The sequence below is a fragment of the Aeromicrobium sp. NPDC092404 genome (assembly GCF_040684095.1).
Lineage (GTDB): Bacteria > Actinomycetota > Actinomycetes > Propionibacteriales > Nocardioidaceae > Aeromicrobium.
The window spans coordinates 1,073,169-1,085,288 of the sequence record NZ_JBFBFI010000002.1 but is presented as its reverse complement, the minus strand read 5'-3'; the positions used below and the strand labels follow the sequence as shown (position 1 = coordinate 1,085,288).

General features: G+C 64.5%; 14 protein-coding genes and 1 tRNA gene. 7 read left to right on the top strand and 8 right to left on the bottom strand.

From position 1 onward, the window contains the following. The first annotated feature begins 111 nt into the window (after positions 1–111). Positions 112–705 (top strand): TetR/AcrR family transcriptional regulator, encoded by a 594-nt coding sequence (locus tag AB0N22_RS15940; protein ID WP_364642310.1) that lies wholly within the window; start codon positions 112–114, stop codon positions 703–705. A 726-nt stretch (positions 706–1,431) separates the two neighbouring features. Here AB0N22_RS15940 and AB0N22_RS15935 read toward each other — a convergent pair. Genes AB0N22_RS15935 through AB0N22_RS15920 form a run of 4 tightly spaced genes read right to left on the bottom strand, consistent with a single transcriptional unit; the run spans position 1,432 to position 3,537 of the window. Then, a complete protein-coding gene (locus tag AB0N22_RS15935) occupies positions 1,432–1,857 on the bottom strand; it encodes a DUF6527 family protein (protein ID WP_364642307.1) in 426 nt (141 codons plus the stop codon). Continuing rightward, the gene (locus AB0N22_RS15930; RefSeq protein ID WP_364642305.1) at positions 1,854–3,038 is read right to left on the bottom strand and encodes a ThiF family adenylyltransferase; all 1,185 of its coding nucleotides are present in this window, start codon (positions 3,036–3,038) and stop codon (positions 1,854–1,856) included. The genes AB0N22_RS15935 and AB0N22_RS15930 overlap by 4 nt, the downstream gene beginning before the upstream one ends. Then, positions 3,013–3,267 (bottom strand): multiubiquitin domain-containing protein, encoded by a 255-nt coding sequence (locus AB0N22_RS15925; RefSeq protein WP_364642302.1) that lies wholly within the window; start codon positions 3,265–3,267, stop codon positions 3,013–3,015. Before AB0N22_RS15925 ends, AB0N22_RS15930 begins: the two co-directional genes overlap by 26 nt. 27 nt (positions 3,268–3,294) lie before the next feature. Beyond that, positions 3,295–3,537, bottom strand: a complete 243-nt coding sequence (locus AB0N22_RS15920; RefSeq protein ID WP_364642299.1) for a DUF2188 domain-containing protein — start codon at positions 3,535–3,537, stop codon at positions 3,295–3,297. Between the two features lie 187 nt (positions 3,538–3,724). Here AB0N22_RS15920 and AB0N22_RS15915 point away from each other — a divergent pair, with 187 nt between their 5' ends. Further along, positions 3,725–4,078, top strand: a complete 354-nt coding sequence (locus AB0N22_RS15915) for a hypothetical protein (RefSeq protein ID WP_364642296.1) — start codon at positions 3,725–3,727, stop codon at positions 4,076–4,078. Continuing rightward, a complete protein-coding gene (locus AB0N22_RS15910; protein WP_364642293.1) occupies positions 4,075–5,217 on the top strand; it encodes a helix-turn-helix domain-containing protein in 1,143 nt (380 codons plus the stop codon). Before AB0N22_RS15915 ends, AB0N22_RS15910 begins: the two co-directional genes overlap by 4 nt. Before the next feature lie 194 nt (positions 5,218–5,411). On the opposite strand, the gene AB0N22_RS15905 is transcribed toward AB0N22_RS15910, so the two are convergent. After that, positions 5,412–5,849 (bottom strand): hypothetical protein, encoded by a 438-nt coding sequence (locus AB0N22_RS15905; protein WP_364642290.1) that lies wholly within the window; start codon positions 5,847–5,849, stop codon positions 5,412–5,414. Beyond that, on the bottom strand, positions 5,846–7,030 hold the full coding sequence (locus tag AB0N22_RS15900) for a hypothetical protein (RefSeq protein WP_364642287.1): 1,185 nt from the start codon (positions 7,028–7,030) through the stop codon (positions 5,846–5,848). The genes AB0N22_RS15905 and AB0N22_RS15900 overlap by 4 nt, the downstream gene beginning before the upstream one ends. Positions 7,031–7,400: 370 nt before the next feature. Here AB0N22_RS15900 and AB0N22_RS15895 point away from each other — a divergent pair, with 370 nt between their 5' ends. Both AB0N22_RS15895 and AB0N22_RS15890 read left to right on the top strand, forming a co-directional pair. Beyond that, positions 7,401–7,580 (top strand): helix-turn-helix domain-containing protein, encoded by a 180-nt coding sequence (locus tag AB0N22_RS15895; RefSeq protein WP_056211580.1) that lies wholly within the window; start codon positions 7,401–7,403, stop codon positions 7,578–7,580. Next, positions 7,580–8,665, top strand: a complete 1,086-nt coding sequence (locus AB0N22_RS15890) for a site-specific integrase (RefSeq protein ID WP_364642284.1) — start codon at positions 7,580–7,582, stop codon at positions 8,663–8,665. The genes AB0N22_RS15895 and AB0N22_RS15890 overlap by 1 nt, the downstream gene beginning before the upstream one ends. Here the strand turns inward: AB0N22_RS15890 and AB0N22_RS15885 are convergent. Together AB0N22_RS15885 and AB0N22_RS15880 are read right to left on the bottom strand one after the other, a co-directional pair. Next, positions 8,665–8,737 (bottom strand) — tRNA-Thr (locus tag AB0N22_RS15885). The two genes, AB0N22_RS15890 and AB0N22_RS15885, sit on opposite strands and share 1 nt — an antisense overlap. Positions 8,738–8,773: 36 nt before the next feature. Continuing rightward, positions 8,774–9,577, bottom strand: a complete 804-nt coding sequence (locus tag AB0N22_RS15880) for a hypothetical protein (RefSeq protein WP_364642281.1) — start codon at positions 9,575–9,577, stop codon at positions 8,774–8,776. 53 nt (positions 9,578–9,630) lie between these two features. Here AB0N22_RS15880 and AB0N22_RS15875 point away from each other — a divergent pair, with 53 nt between their 5' ends. Next, the gene (locus tag AB0N22_RS15875) at positions 9,631–10,803 is read left to right on the top strand and encodes an alanine racemase (RefSeq protein ID WP_364642278.1); all 1,173 of its coding nucleotides are present in this window, start codon (positions 9,631–9,633) and stop codon (positions 10,801–10,803) included. After that, on the top strand, positions 10,800–12,101 hold the full coding sequence (locus AB0N22_RS15870) for a D-arabinono-1,4-lactone oxidase (RefSeq protein ID WP_364642275.1): 1,302 nt from the start codon (positions 10,800–10,802) through the stop codon (positions 12,099–12,101). Before AB0N22_RS15875 ends, AB0N22_RS15870 begins: the two co-directional genes overlap by 4 nt. Positions 12,102–12,120: the final 19 nt, after the last annotated feature.

The window sequence follows — 12,120 nt, the reverse complement described above, 5'->3', positions numbered from 1 at the left end:
CTGTCACTCCTTCTTCAGGATCAAACTGCACTTGAGTGCAAGGTGTTCTGAGTCACAGTGTGCACTCGAGTGCAGTTATCGTCAAGCGCACGCCGAAAGGAGTCGAGATAGATGCCCATCGCACCGCCGCCACCGTTGGCGAACCCTCGCGCCGCCCGGACCAGGAGGGCCCTTTTCGACGCTGCCGCGAAGCTCTTCGTCGCTCAGGGTTACGAGAACACGACCATGGCCAACATCGCTGCGGAGGCCGGCACCTCTCGCCGAACGGCGTTCAACCATTTCCCAAACAAGGGCGACATCCCGATGCTGTGGGTCCGCCAGATGGCCGACCACGCGATCGAAGAGGTCGCGACCACCATCACCGACGACATCTCAGAGGGCATCCGAGCGTACTTTAGGGTGATCAGCGAGGCAGTGGAGTCAGAGCCAGAGCTGAGCCGGCAGATGATGCTCGGCTGGACCGCCGCGCTCGGGCCGGCTCTGTACGAGTCGCAGCTCTTGTCGGACGTCACGCCGTACCTCAAAGGCGGCCAGGAGCGCGGACAGATCCATCCGTGGGTCGACATCACGGTCGCTGCGCGCACGCTGAGTGACGTCCTGCAGGGAGCGACCTTCCGGTGGGTACGCGAGCCTGACTCGGTCCTGCACGAGATGGTCGACAGCGGAATAACCCTCGTGCTGCGTGCCATGACTGCGTCGGACTGATCCCGGCTCACGCCCATCGACATCGGCGATCGCAAGAAGGTGTGCCGAGGCCGCTGCGATGGCTGTACTGCCGAACGCGATGCGTAGCAGGTCCACAGCGCAGGTCTCTGAGCCCTCAGAGCCACTTCGATCGAAGAAATCCGATCCCGATCTCAGATCCTCACAGCGATCACCGACGTTCCCCCGCCAGAACCTCGCCCCTCAACATCCACACACCTCTTGCATTCTCGGTGGCCCCTTGCGTCCGTACGAAAGGCCTTAGGGGTCATGAGTGCAGACAATGAGCGCGAAAAGCGCGAGGAGAATGGACGAAAAGTCGCAGGGGGAACATGCCCACGGTGCGGCAAAGATGTGCAGCGCAAGGCGACCGGACGACCGCCAATCTGGTGCTCGCAGGCATGTCGGAGGGCCGCGTACGAAGAACGCCGCGCTGCCGCCTCGGGCGCGATCGCTGTCGAAGTGGTCGACCGCGTCGAGACGCGCGAGCATCCTCTCAACACCTGCGTCGACCGCACCCTGGAGTCACCTGCGGGATGCCGTCGCGTGATCTACGAGTCGGCCCGACTGGGTCGCGAAGGAATCTTGCAGTCGGATCCCAGATGGGAATCGACCTACAACGCCGTACGCAACGGACTCATGGATGCGCTCTACGTGCCTCCAAGCCGGCGCCGGTAGATTGCGGACGGCGTCTGGTGGGGCGAGCATTCTGCCCATAGCGACCCGCCCTCAGCGGCGGCGTGCCGCCCAGAGTCGATAGATCCAGCCTTGCTTGGACTTCGATGTCTGATCAGGATCCGGGTTGTGAGGGGCCCGCGCGGCGTTCTCCATCCGGCGCACGGTTGCGGCTCTGCCGGCGGCAATGCGCTCGCGCGACCACGTAGCCGCCCAATCGACGCGTCCGCGGTCGAGCCAGTAGTGCGATTGGCACTCGAAGCTCCAATTGCCTATTGAAGGTGACAGTGAGACCGTCCGGCCGTCGAAGATCACGCACCATTGTTGGGGCGAGATCGGGCTGTTGACTTCGAACCCGCAACCGCACATACACAGGTGGGCCGTAGTCGCGTAGGTGGTGGAGACATATAGGACACCTGGCAGCAGAGCGTCGGGGATGAACTCGACGAATTCGTGGGTGTACCGCTCGACCTTACTCACAGCTGATCCTCGTTGATCATGCTGTTTCCCCCGACCACATAGACGGTGCTCGTCTCCCGGTCGGTGTCCTGGTAGAACCCCAGGAGCTTCTTCCACCTGATGACGGCAAGGGTCGCCGCGAGCGAGTTCAGCTCAGCGATCTGAATGTTTGATTTGTACTCGTTGTTCGGGTCGGGGGTGCCAAAGGGGAGCCGCGCACTCGCTGCGTCGCGGTTCTCCGGGGTGCTGGTGGTAACCCGGACTTGTCCGCCGAGCAGCTCGTCGGCTTTGTAGAGTCCCATCCCGACATCGATGTAACTGATGCCGAGCTGATCGAGCGCGCCGCAGATCTCGCGCCGGGCATCGCCGTTGTCGACGGCCACGAACGCGAAAGACATCAGGGCGAGCTCGGAGATGTTGTCGGACTCGACCGCGTACGGGTGCGGGACGATACCGGTGTGCATTCGTGAGTAGATGCGCGAGTAGTAATCAACCTTGCTCGGGATCTCCTCGAGGTCGTCGAGCGACGCGGCGCCAGGCGAACGAAAGGCATTGTGCTGGATGAACCGGTCTCCGTCGAAGATGTGGATCTCCGACACCGGCGTCTTCGCCACGAGGTCGAGGATGTAGCTGCCGCTGCCGCCCAGCCCGATGATCGCGATCGGCCCAACCTCGAGCTTCTGGGTCATGGGTTCGATCCCGGCGCGCGGCGTAGCGGTGTCCCGGTAAACGAACACGGAGGGCTCGTCGTCGGCCACCCGAACGGGTGTGTTCGCCTGGGCGGTCACGCTCGGGTCAACAACCTGAGCCTCCCGTTCGAGTAGTGAGACGTACGTGGTGACCTTGTGGTGGTAGTCGCGGTACCGATTGCCGTTGTCGGCAGGTTTCCGAGAGAAGTGGTGGTCGGCCCACACTCCTCGTGCGGGGTTCTGGCGTCCGCTGGCCGCGATGATGGTCAGGGGGCGCCCATCGGCCCGATGAGGCAGCTCGCCCTCGAACAGCATGGTGTGGTCCGAGGGTTGCGCGGTCCGGTCACCAGCGAGTTCCAGCGCGCAGTACAACGTTCCACGCTGAACGATGCAGTTCGAGTCCAGGTACGGGACCTGGTCGACGACCAGGAACCCGGACCTGACCTCAATGTCGTAGCCGGCGAGGTGCAGCTCCTCGAGGTCCGGACTACGAGAGATCAGTGGCAGTGACATCGAAGATCATGCCGTCATTGACTTTGACCGACTCGCCGGCCTTGAGGGTGCCTTGCGGCTTGTTGCCGTGCGCTCGTCGGTAGCTGATCGTGTACTCGATGTTGCCGCCCTGGGGCGGGTTCGGATAGGCCAAGGCGACGAGCTGGTCGAACGTGATCTCCTTCTCGGCCCAGTTCTGGGGACGGCCATTCACAACGATGGTCTCGACCTTCTTCTCCTGCTGATTCATGTCTCTGCTCCTCTGGCGTCGCTCGGTCTACTTGGTGTCTCGCGGCGGGAACGGATCGTTGCCGGGTGCGATGGTGTCCGAGTCGCGAATCCGGCCGTCGCGACCATGCGTGACGACCTCGCCACCTCCCGCGTTGTGCACGATCTCCCGAGCCCGGTCGATCGCGTCTGACTGCGTGTCGTGGTGGGTACTGGCGCGATCGGCGCCGGGCGCCTTCACGTCCCAACCACCGTCGGGATTCGGCACGACGTGCCGGTTGTTTGTGGTCATGTTCCACATCCGATCTCCAGGGCGATGCCCAGGGGTTGCGCTCCGCACATCGCGAATGATGTGAAGTTGAGCGACCTACTGAATCAATCATACCAGATGAAAAATCGCGTCCTCGGTTAAGTTCTCAGATGGACACGCAGGCCGCTCGTGTTAGGTTTCTGCACCAACTTGGGAGAGAATTGCACGCGTGATCATGGTTTCCTCGGACGCGTCGCTTGCAGAAATGCTCGCGTCGTCCACGTTGATTACGCAGACATGGCCTCAGGCGAGCGATGATGTCTTCCTGTTGGTCCACCTCATCAAGGTCACGCTGCCGTCCTTGGCAGAAGTCCTCTCGACCGGACTCGTCAACGTGACCTTTGCTGGCCCACGTTCCGCCGAGCTGTCCCTCGGGTTCGGATTGGCTCAGCTAATTGGGCATGCCCACTCGAAAGATCACGAACCGGTCACCGACCCCAGGCGCCATGCGAACGACGTTGTCCGCATCAACATCCTCGATGTCGTCGCCGAAGGTCGCTCAGCAGTAAAGGTTGCGCGATGACTAACGAAACGCCCTCAACTACCCAACTCCCAGAGATCCGCGTCGATTGGTCACTTCACCCCGGCGTCGTGCTTAGCCACGTTCTAAAGCAGAGAGCCATGCGCCAAGCGGAGCTCGCCGAGCGAACTGGACTCTCGCCAAAGCACGTCAATCAAATCGTGAAGGGAGCTGTGGGAATCACGCCCGACGTGGCGGTCCTCCTTGAGCGAGCGCTGGATACGCCGCCGCGCTTCTGGGCCAACGTTGGCGTCGACTGGGAGGTGTATCTAAGTGAGCAGAGGGCCAGCACGAGTCTGCGGGACTTCACGACGTGGGCGAGCAAGTTCGACGCGGGCACCCTCATCAGACACGGCGTCGTCGGAAAGGGTGACAGCCTTCCTGAGCGCGCCAACAAGCTCCTGCGCTTCTTCGGCGTGGCTAGCCCCGCCGCCTTCGAACAAACTTGGATGCGGCCGCGTGTTTCCTTCAAGCGGAGCCAGGCCTACACGGTCGACGAACAGAACACCGCCCTTTGGCTCGGCCTTGTCGAGCACTGCGCTAAGGGCGTGGACGTCAGCCCTTACAAACCCGCCCGCCTACGAAAGGCTGCGGCACAGATTCCGGCATTCACGACCATGCCCTTTATGACTGGGTTCGAGGCCGCTCAAGCATCACTCGCCGGAGCAGGCGTGGCCTTAGTGTTCGTGAGGCAGGTACCTGAGACCCGAGTATGTGCCGCGACTTGGTGGATCGACGATCAGCCAGCCATCGGCATTACCGAAAGACACAAGAAGCCTGACATCTTCTGGTTTAGCCTGCTTCACGAGATCGGACATCTCCTTTTGCATCCGCGACGCAAGACTTTCCTAGACCTTGAAGGCGACCGCGAGGCCGACGACGACGCTGAGGTCGAGGCCAACGAGTACGCGGCATCCGTCCTGTTCCCTGGCGACGCGAGAGATCGCATCGGTAGGGCCAGAACACGCCAGGAACTCATCCTGCTAGCCGCAGACTTGAAACTCGGTCTGCCCGTTGTGGCAGGACAACACGGACATCTCACGAACAACTGGCAAGTCGGAGGCAAGCTCCGGAGCACAATCTCCGATCAGGATGTTGCTTCGCTCGAAGAATGGTGTCAGATGCCTGCAATCGTGAGCTGATGGCCGCCGATGGACTCTTGGCTGACCGCTCGCCGAGGACACCATTCCGCCGCAATGGGGCATACGAGCCAATTGCTGTCAATCCTCCTTCGTGCTTCAAAATCGGCTGTGACCCGATCGCCTAGATCTAATGCGCCGGGGCAAATAGATTCGCCGGCTGCGCGGGATGCGCATGATCTGGCAAGTCCAGGTTGTTAGGTGGCGTCGATCATCGCGGCAAGGACAGCCGGCCTCAGTACAGGGATGCCGTGGCCGGAGGCTGCGGCCTCTACGGCACGGTCATTCGTGACAATCACCCACGTGTCCGCGAAAAGTTGCTCCTCCTCCAGCGCGATCGCGTGGAGCGCAGATGCGACCAGTCCGGGATCTGCTGCGCCCGTGTTGCCGTAGAGATCAACCAAGCTGGTATCGCCCACCTCAACTGTCTTCATGACGCGTCGGACCTGCTCGAGCACGCTCGGCGTGAGCTCGTATCTGTTCCGCGAAAGGAGTGCCGCATCCGGGTGTTCTCGTGCCTCCCGAAGGACGTCGTCAGTGATGCGGCAGAAAGAACGGAAGAAGGCCGATTTTATGCGCTCGCGCCTGAGTTGAACGATCGCATTGTTGTCGACGAGGTACAGGGTTTGATTCATCCCACGGCCACCCGAAAGTCGTTGATCTGAGCGGCGGGAAGTTTGTTGAAGAGGACGATCCGTCGAAACTCATTCTGGGTGATGTGCCCGGAGTCGAGGATGCTGAGCATCCGGCGCGAGCACTCGACACCGTTGTACTTCTTTAGAGCGTTCACAGGGCGGGCACTGGACATGACCTGCTTCGGTCGGTTCTCGTACTCGTTTTGAAGCTCGTCCATGTAGGTGCTGAACGTGTCTCTGTCGAGCCGGCCGAGTCGCCGAGCGCGCATTGCGATCGCGCTCGGGGTCACCTTGAACTTGTCGGCTGCGTCCTTCACCGACTGCAGGTCCGGAAACTTCATGGGCCCGATCTCCGCAGCCGGCATCAAGATCTCAGCGGTGAGCTGATACGCGCGGGGCGACGCCTCGTCCTTGGTGTGACCGTCGTAGTTGACAGGAGCGAATGTCCCCTCGGCGATCAGGACCGTGAGCAAGACAAGCGTGAAGAGTTTCCGTCCCGCGGGTTCGAGGTGCTCACCTTCGTTACCTGTGGCCAGGAAGATGAAGGGGACCTTCTTGTCTTTGATCGTCATTCCGCTGAACTTGGCGTGCGGGGGCATCTCCTGCGGCATGTGGTGCTGGGCGCTCCGAGAGACCAAGACCTGCTTGCCCTCAAGCCGCGCAATGAGGAGCTCGAGCGCGGCCTCCTTGGTCCTCGCTGTCCGAAGCTCGGAGCGGGTGAATCCGACCGCCGCCATCAGTCGACCTGCATCCTGGACCACCGGCCCGCGCGATCGATTAAGGAGCCCCACGAGGTCGTTTTTCACAAGTGTGTCGTCGTAGCGGCGAAGCAACTCCTGCTTGCGAAGCAAGTCTTTGACAATCAGTTCAACGTCCCGAAGTTCAACCTTGTGACGCGAATGCATCGAGAACGAGGACTTCGTAAAGCCTGCCATCAACTTCTTGATCTTGAGCCGGACCTGTTCCTCAACGACACCCTTCGGCGCGAAGAACAACGGGTAGGGAATTTCTGCCTTATTGGCGAGATTGAGGAACTCCTTGAACGGAAGCGGCTTGCCGTCCAGAGTGTTCCTAACTCCTGCGTAGGTCGACACGACGGAGTTGCTGAACAGCGCAATGAAGACGTCCCGTTCGATCGGCACCAGCGCGCCGTTCAGCGCTACGGTCACGCCCGTCGTCATCCGTTGCCTACCGCCGATTCGCTTTGGGATCACTCGAAGTTAGACGACGGCTGTGCATCACCGAGGGAAAACGGCGGGTTTGACTGCTGTCGGGCGCGACGTTTCCGCGGCGAATCGGCCTGGAGCAGCGAGCGGGAACGTTCCCCCTCTTAACGTTCCCCCTTCCAACGTTCCCCCGAAAGTTCAACGTTCCTGGCCCTAGGACGCATGGAATCGGGCCTTAGGGGTTGTGCCCGTATTCCACAGGGTGCTGGCCATGCAACTGGTTCTCCACAGATGTCTTTCGAGTCGGAACGTTCCCCACCTCACCGGCTCAGGCTGGAGGGTCGAGATGGCTATCGCTATCGGGGTGGGAGGACGGACGAGTGCCATGACAGAGATTCAGCTGCTGACGCCGGCGCAGGTTGGGAAGATCCTCGGCGTCACGCCTTCGACGCTGTGCCGATTGCGCCAGACCGGCAAGGGCCCGCGGTTCGTGTGGGTCACGGACCACACGCCGCGCTACCGCGAGGACGAGCTGCTCGCGTACATCGAGGAACGGGCTTCCTGATGCCCGTTCGCAAGGACCGCTCGGGGCGCTGGCGGGCGACGCTCAAGAACGGTCGCGAGTACGTCACCAGCAAGACGTTCGATACCAAGCGTGAAGCCGACGGATGGCTCAGCCGGGAGAAGGCGGCCCTGGCCGGCGGGACCGACCCGCGAGCCGGCGAGGTTGCCGTGCGCAAGGCGTTCGCCACTTACATGGAGGCGCGCCGGCACACAGTCGCGGTGAAGACGTACAAGGCCGACATGGAAATGGTGAAGCTGATGCCGCCGAACCTCGGGAACCTCCACGTAGGTCGGGTCACCGACCGCGAGGTCCAGCGCGTCCTGGACGCGTGGTCGCGCCGCTACGCGGAGTCGTCGGTCAGGCGGTTCCGCGCCGTGCTGTCGGGGTTCTTCTCGTGGACCGTGCGCGAGCGGCTACGCGTCGACAACCCGGTCGCACGCACGAGCGTGGCGCACCAGCTGCTGCCTGCCCAGGGCATGCAGCCGTTTACTGAAGCCGAGCTGGACGAGGTGCGCAACGACATCGCCGCGCACGACCCGCACCTCGCCGACATCGTCTGGCTGCTGGCCTGGACCGGTCTGAGGTGGTCGGAGGCGCGTGAGCTGCGGGTCGCCGACTTCATCGAGGTGCCGATGCCCAGGCTGGTCGTCCGCCGATCCGCACCCGAGTCGGTGGAGCCCAAGTCGACCAAGAGCGGCAGGACGCGTCACATCCCGCTGTCCGAGGAGCTCCTGCCGCTGGTGCGCGGCATGGCGAAGGACAAGGGCGCCGACGACCTGCTCCTCACCTCGTCCAGCGGCGGGCGTCTTCACGCCGCCGGGTTCAAGCGGACCACCCGCTGGGCCACCACCGGACGAGGTCGTCGCCTGCACGACCTGCGCCACACCGCCGCGTGCCTCTGGCTCGCCTCCGGGGTATCGATCTCGACGGTTCAGGCATGGCTCGGACACTCGTCCCTGCAGACCACGCAGATCTATGTGCACTACCTCGGCGACAGCGCCGATCAGGCCGGTCTGGAGGTCCTCAACCGGCGGGGGAGCGCCGGGGGTGCGCGGCCCAATCCACCAATCCCGATTTTTCCCTGAGCCTCCGACAGGATTCGAACCCGCGACATCCTCATTACAAGTGAGGCGCTCTACCAACTGAGCTACAGAGGCGTACGGGCCGGAGCCCGGGGACCATCGTAGCGAGCGTCAGACCTGGCCGTCGCGGCACCGCTGGAGGTACTCGTCGTCGACCTTCTCCTGCACGGGCAGCTCAGGCATCTCGACCTTGCTGCTGTTGCCGATGCGGATGAACGCCTCGAGATCCTTGCGGGCCTGGGCGGGATCGCTGTCGGGCACCAGCGCGTCGTCGATCGCCAGGGCGCAGTCGCCGGCGCCGAACTCCTGCCAGCCACCGACCGTGCCGTAGTCGTCGGTCGTGTCCGGGTACGCCGTCAGGCCCTGGACCCGCAGGACGCCGATCACGCGGGTGTCACCGTCGCCGAGCCTCACCTCGTACGCCACGCGCGTCTGCAGCTCGAGCCGCACGAACGTCTCGTCGGCCGGGTCCTCCTCGGTCGCGACCCGCCAGGCCGAGGTGACCATCGGCGAGCCGACCACTGTGACGTCGTCGCCGAAGACGTTGGCGACGGCGAGGTTCGGCGACACCTCCGGGCGTACCTGCTCCTCGAGCGTGCCCGCCGCTTCTTTGGGCAGGATCGTCCTGAGCTCCGAGAGCGGGTCGTTGCTGCCCCACCCGTCGGGATCGACGGTGGTCTGCTGCGCCCAGGCGGTGAGGGTCTTCGCCATCCGCTCGAGCAGCTTGGCGTCGAATCCTTCCGGGGCAGCCGGCAGTGCCGGTGGGTCGAGTCGGCCCTGCGCCTCGGGCCAGTCGAGCTGCAACGACGCGAACGTCAGCTCCTCGGGCGCGGTCCGAGACGGCTCCTCAGACCCCGACGTGCAGGCCGCGCAGGCGAAGGCGATCGCCAGGACGAGTGCTGGGAGCCGGCGCATCGATCCAGTATCGACGATCGAATCCTCCACCGGCGGTGCGACATACTGACGGCGTGCCACAACCCTCCAGCGTGTACGCCCGACTGCTCGCCGCGACCCAGGAGATGGACACCCCGTTCGCGCTGATCGACGAGCCGGCGCTGTGGGCCAACGCGGACGATCTCGTGCGGCGCGCCAACGGTGTGCCGATCCGCGTGGCCAGCAAGTCCGTGCGCGTGCGGTCGATCATCAAGGGCACTCTCGCCCGCGACGGATTCGCCGGCGTCATGTCCTACTCGCTCGCCGAGTCCAGCTGGCTCGTCGACAACGGGATCGACGACGTCCTGCTGGCCTATCCGACGACGAGCCGCAGCGGCCTGGACTATCTCGTCGCGGACGAGCGACGCCTCGCCCAGATCACCGTGATGGTCGACAGCACCGAGTCGCTCGACCACATCGACGGCCTGCTCGGGCCGGGACATCCCGCGATCCGCGTGTGCATCGACGTCGACTCGTCGCTCAAGATCGGCCCTGCACACCTCGGCGTCCGCCGCTCCCCCGTCCACACCGCCGAGCAGGCCGGCGCGCTCGCCGCGGCGATCGCCGGCCGTCCGGGCTTCGACCTCGTCGGCGTGATGTTTTACGACGCGCAGATCGCCGGACTGCCCGACTCGTCGCCGGCCGTGCGCCTGGTCAAGAAGCGCTCCGCGGCAGACCTGCTGGAGCGCCGATCGGCCGTCGTTGCTGCGGTGTCGGAGCACGCCACGCTCGAGATCGTGAACGCCGGCGGGACCGGCAGCCTCGAGGTCACCGGTGCCGACCCCGCCATCACCGAGCTGACGGCCGGGTCAGGCCTGTTCGCGCCGACGCTGTTCGACGGCTACGACGCCTTCGAGGCCCGGCCGGCGGCGTACTTCGTGCTCTCGGTCGTACGCAAGCCTGCACCTGACATCGCCACGCTGTTCGCCGGTGGCTACATCGCATCGGGACCGACCAACAAGAACCGGCAACCAGCACCGACCTGGCCCGAAGGGCTCAAGGCGGTCGGCACGGAGGGCGCCGGCGAGGTCCAGACCCCGGTCAAGGGCGCGGCCGCCCGCGACCTGCGGATCGGCGACCGGGTCGTCATGCGGTACGCGAAGGCCGGCGAGATGTGCGAGCGGTTCGACGAGGTCGCGATGGTCGCGGCCGACGAGACGGTCCGCCGCATGCCGACCTACCGTGGAGAGGGCAAGAACTTCGGATGACGACCCAGAACACCTGGACCAACTGGAGCCGCAGCGTCGAGACCCATCCCGTACGCATCGAGCACCCCGGTTCGACCGCCGACGTCCAGCGCATCGTCGCCGAGGCTGCGGCAGCTGGGATCAAGGTCAAGGCTGTCGGCGCCAGCCACTCGTTCACGCCGATCGCCGCGACGGACGGCGTGCTGCTGCGGCTCGACCGGATGCGTCGCATCGTCGCGCACGACTCGGCGACCGGACGCGTACGTGTTCAGGCCGGCATCTCGCTGCACGACCTCAACCCCCAGCTGAAGGCCATCGGGCTGGCGCTGCCCAACCTCGGCGACGTCGACCCGCAGTCGGTCGCCGGCGCGATCTCCACCGGCACGCACGGCACCGGCGGCAAGCTGTTCGGCATCTCCGCAGCGGTCGTCGGCGTCCAGCTCGTCACGGCCGACGGGCAGGTCGTCGACATCAATGAGGACCACCCGTGGTTCGGCGCCGCCCGCGTGACGCTCGGCGCTCTGGGCATCGTGACCGAGGTGACGCTGCAGTGCGTACCCGCCTTCCTGCTGCACGCCCGCGAGGAGCCCATGCCCCTGGCGGACGTGCTGGGCCGGGTCGACGAGCTCGTCGACGACAACGACCACTTCGAGTTCTACTGGTTCCCGCACACCGACAAGGCACTGACCAAGCGCAACAACCGCGTCGCCGACGGCACCGAGCGCCGGCCCGTCAGCCGTTTCCGGCACTGGCTGGACGACGAGCTCCTCAGCAACACGGTGTTCGAGGGCCTCAACCGCGTCGTCGCCCGCAAGCGCTCGTGGATCCCACGCACCAACGCGTTCGCCGCCTCGGTCCTGAGCGCGAGGGAGTACGTCGACGACTCGTTCAACGTGTTCGTCTCGTCGCGCACCGTGCGGTTCCGGGAGTCCGAGTTCGCGATGCCGAGGGCGGCGTTGCCCTCGGTGCTGGCCGAGCTCGAGGCCTGGTTCGCGGCTGGGCACGAGAACATCTCGTTCCCCATCGAGGTACGTTTCACCGCCGCCGACGACGTGTGGCTGTCGACCGGGCACGAACGGGACAACTGCTACGTCGCGGTGCACCAGTACTGGCGCAGCGACCACGAGGCGTACTTCGCCGCCGCCCGGGACATCTTCACAGCTCACGAGGGCCGCCCTCACTGGGGCAAGCTCCACACCCTCGACGCCTCGTACTTCGCGACGGCGTACGACCGGTTCGACGACTTCGTGGCCGTGCGCGACGACCTCGACCCGAAACGTACGTTCGGCAACCACTACCTCACCCAAGTCCTCGGCTGACCCATCCCCCAGCACCTGG

Coding starts and splice junctions, on each gene's coding strand:
- AB0N22_RS15920 (WP_364642299.1), bottom strand. CDS start 3,537: ATGACCACAAACAACCGGCACGTCGTGCCGAATCCCGACGGTGGTTGG.
- AB0N22_RS15895 (WP_056211580.1), top strand. CDS start 7,401: ATGACAGAGATTCAGCTGCTGACGCCGGCGCAGGTTGGGAAGATCCTC.
- AB0N22_RS15925 (WP_364642302.1), bottom strand. CDS start 3,267: ATGAATCAGCAGGAGAAGAAGGTCGAGACCATCGTTGTGAATGGCCGT.
- AB0N22_RS15880 (WP_364642281.1), bottom strand. CDS start 9,577: ATGCGCCGGCTCCCAGCACTCGTCCTGGCGATCGCCTTCGCCTGCGCG.
- AB0N22_RS15930 (WP_364642305.1), bottom strand. CDS start 3,038: ATGTCACTGCCACTGATCTCTCGTAGTCCGGACCTCGAGGAGCTGCAC.
- AB0N22_RS15905 (WP_364642290.1), bottom strand. CDS start 5,849: ATGAATCAAACCCTGTACCTCGTCGACAACAATGCGATCGTTCAACTC.
- AB0N22_RS15900 (WP_364642287.1), bottom strand. CDS start 7,030: ATGACGACGGGCGTGACCGTAGCGCTGAACGGCGCGCTGGTGCCGATC.
- AB0N22_RS15890 (WP_364642284.1), top strand. CDS start 7,580: ATGCCCGTTCGCAAGGACCGCTCGGGGCGCTGGCGGGCGACGCTCAAG.
- AB0N22_RS15910 (WP_364642293.1), top strand. CDS start 4,075: ATGACTAACGAAACGCCCTCAACTACCCAACTCCCAGAGATCCGCGTC.
- AB0N22_RS15940 (WP_364642310.1), top strand. CDS start 112: ATGCCCATCGCACCGCCGCCACCGTTGGCGAACCCTCGCGCCGCCCGG.
- AB0N22_RS15870 (WP_364642275.1), top strand. CDS start 10,800: ATGACGACCCAGAACACCTGGACCAACTGGAGCCGCAGCGTCGAGACC.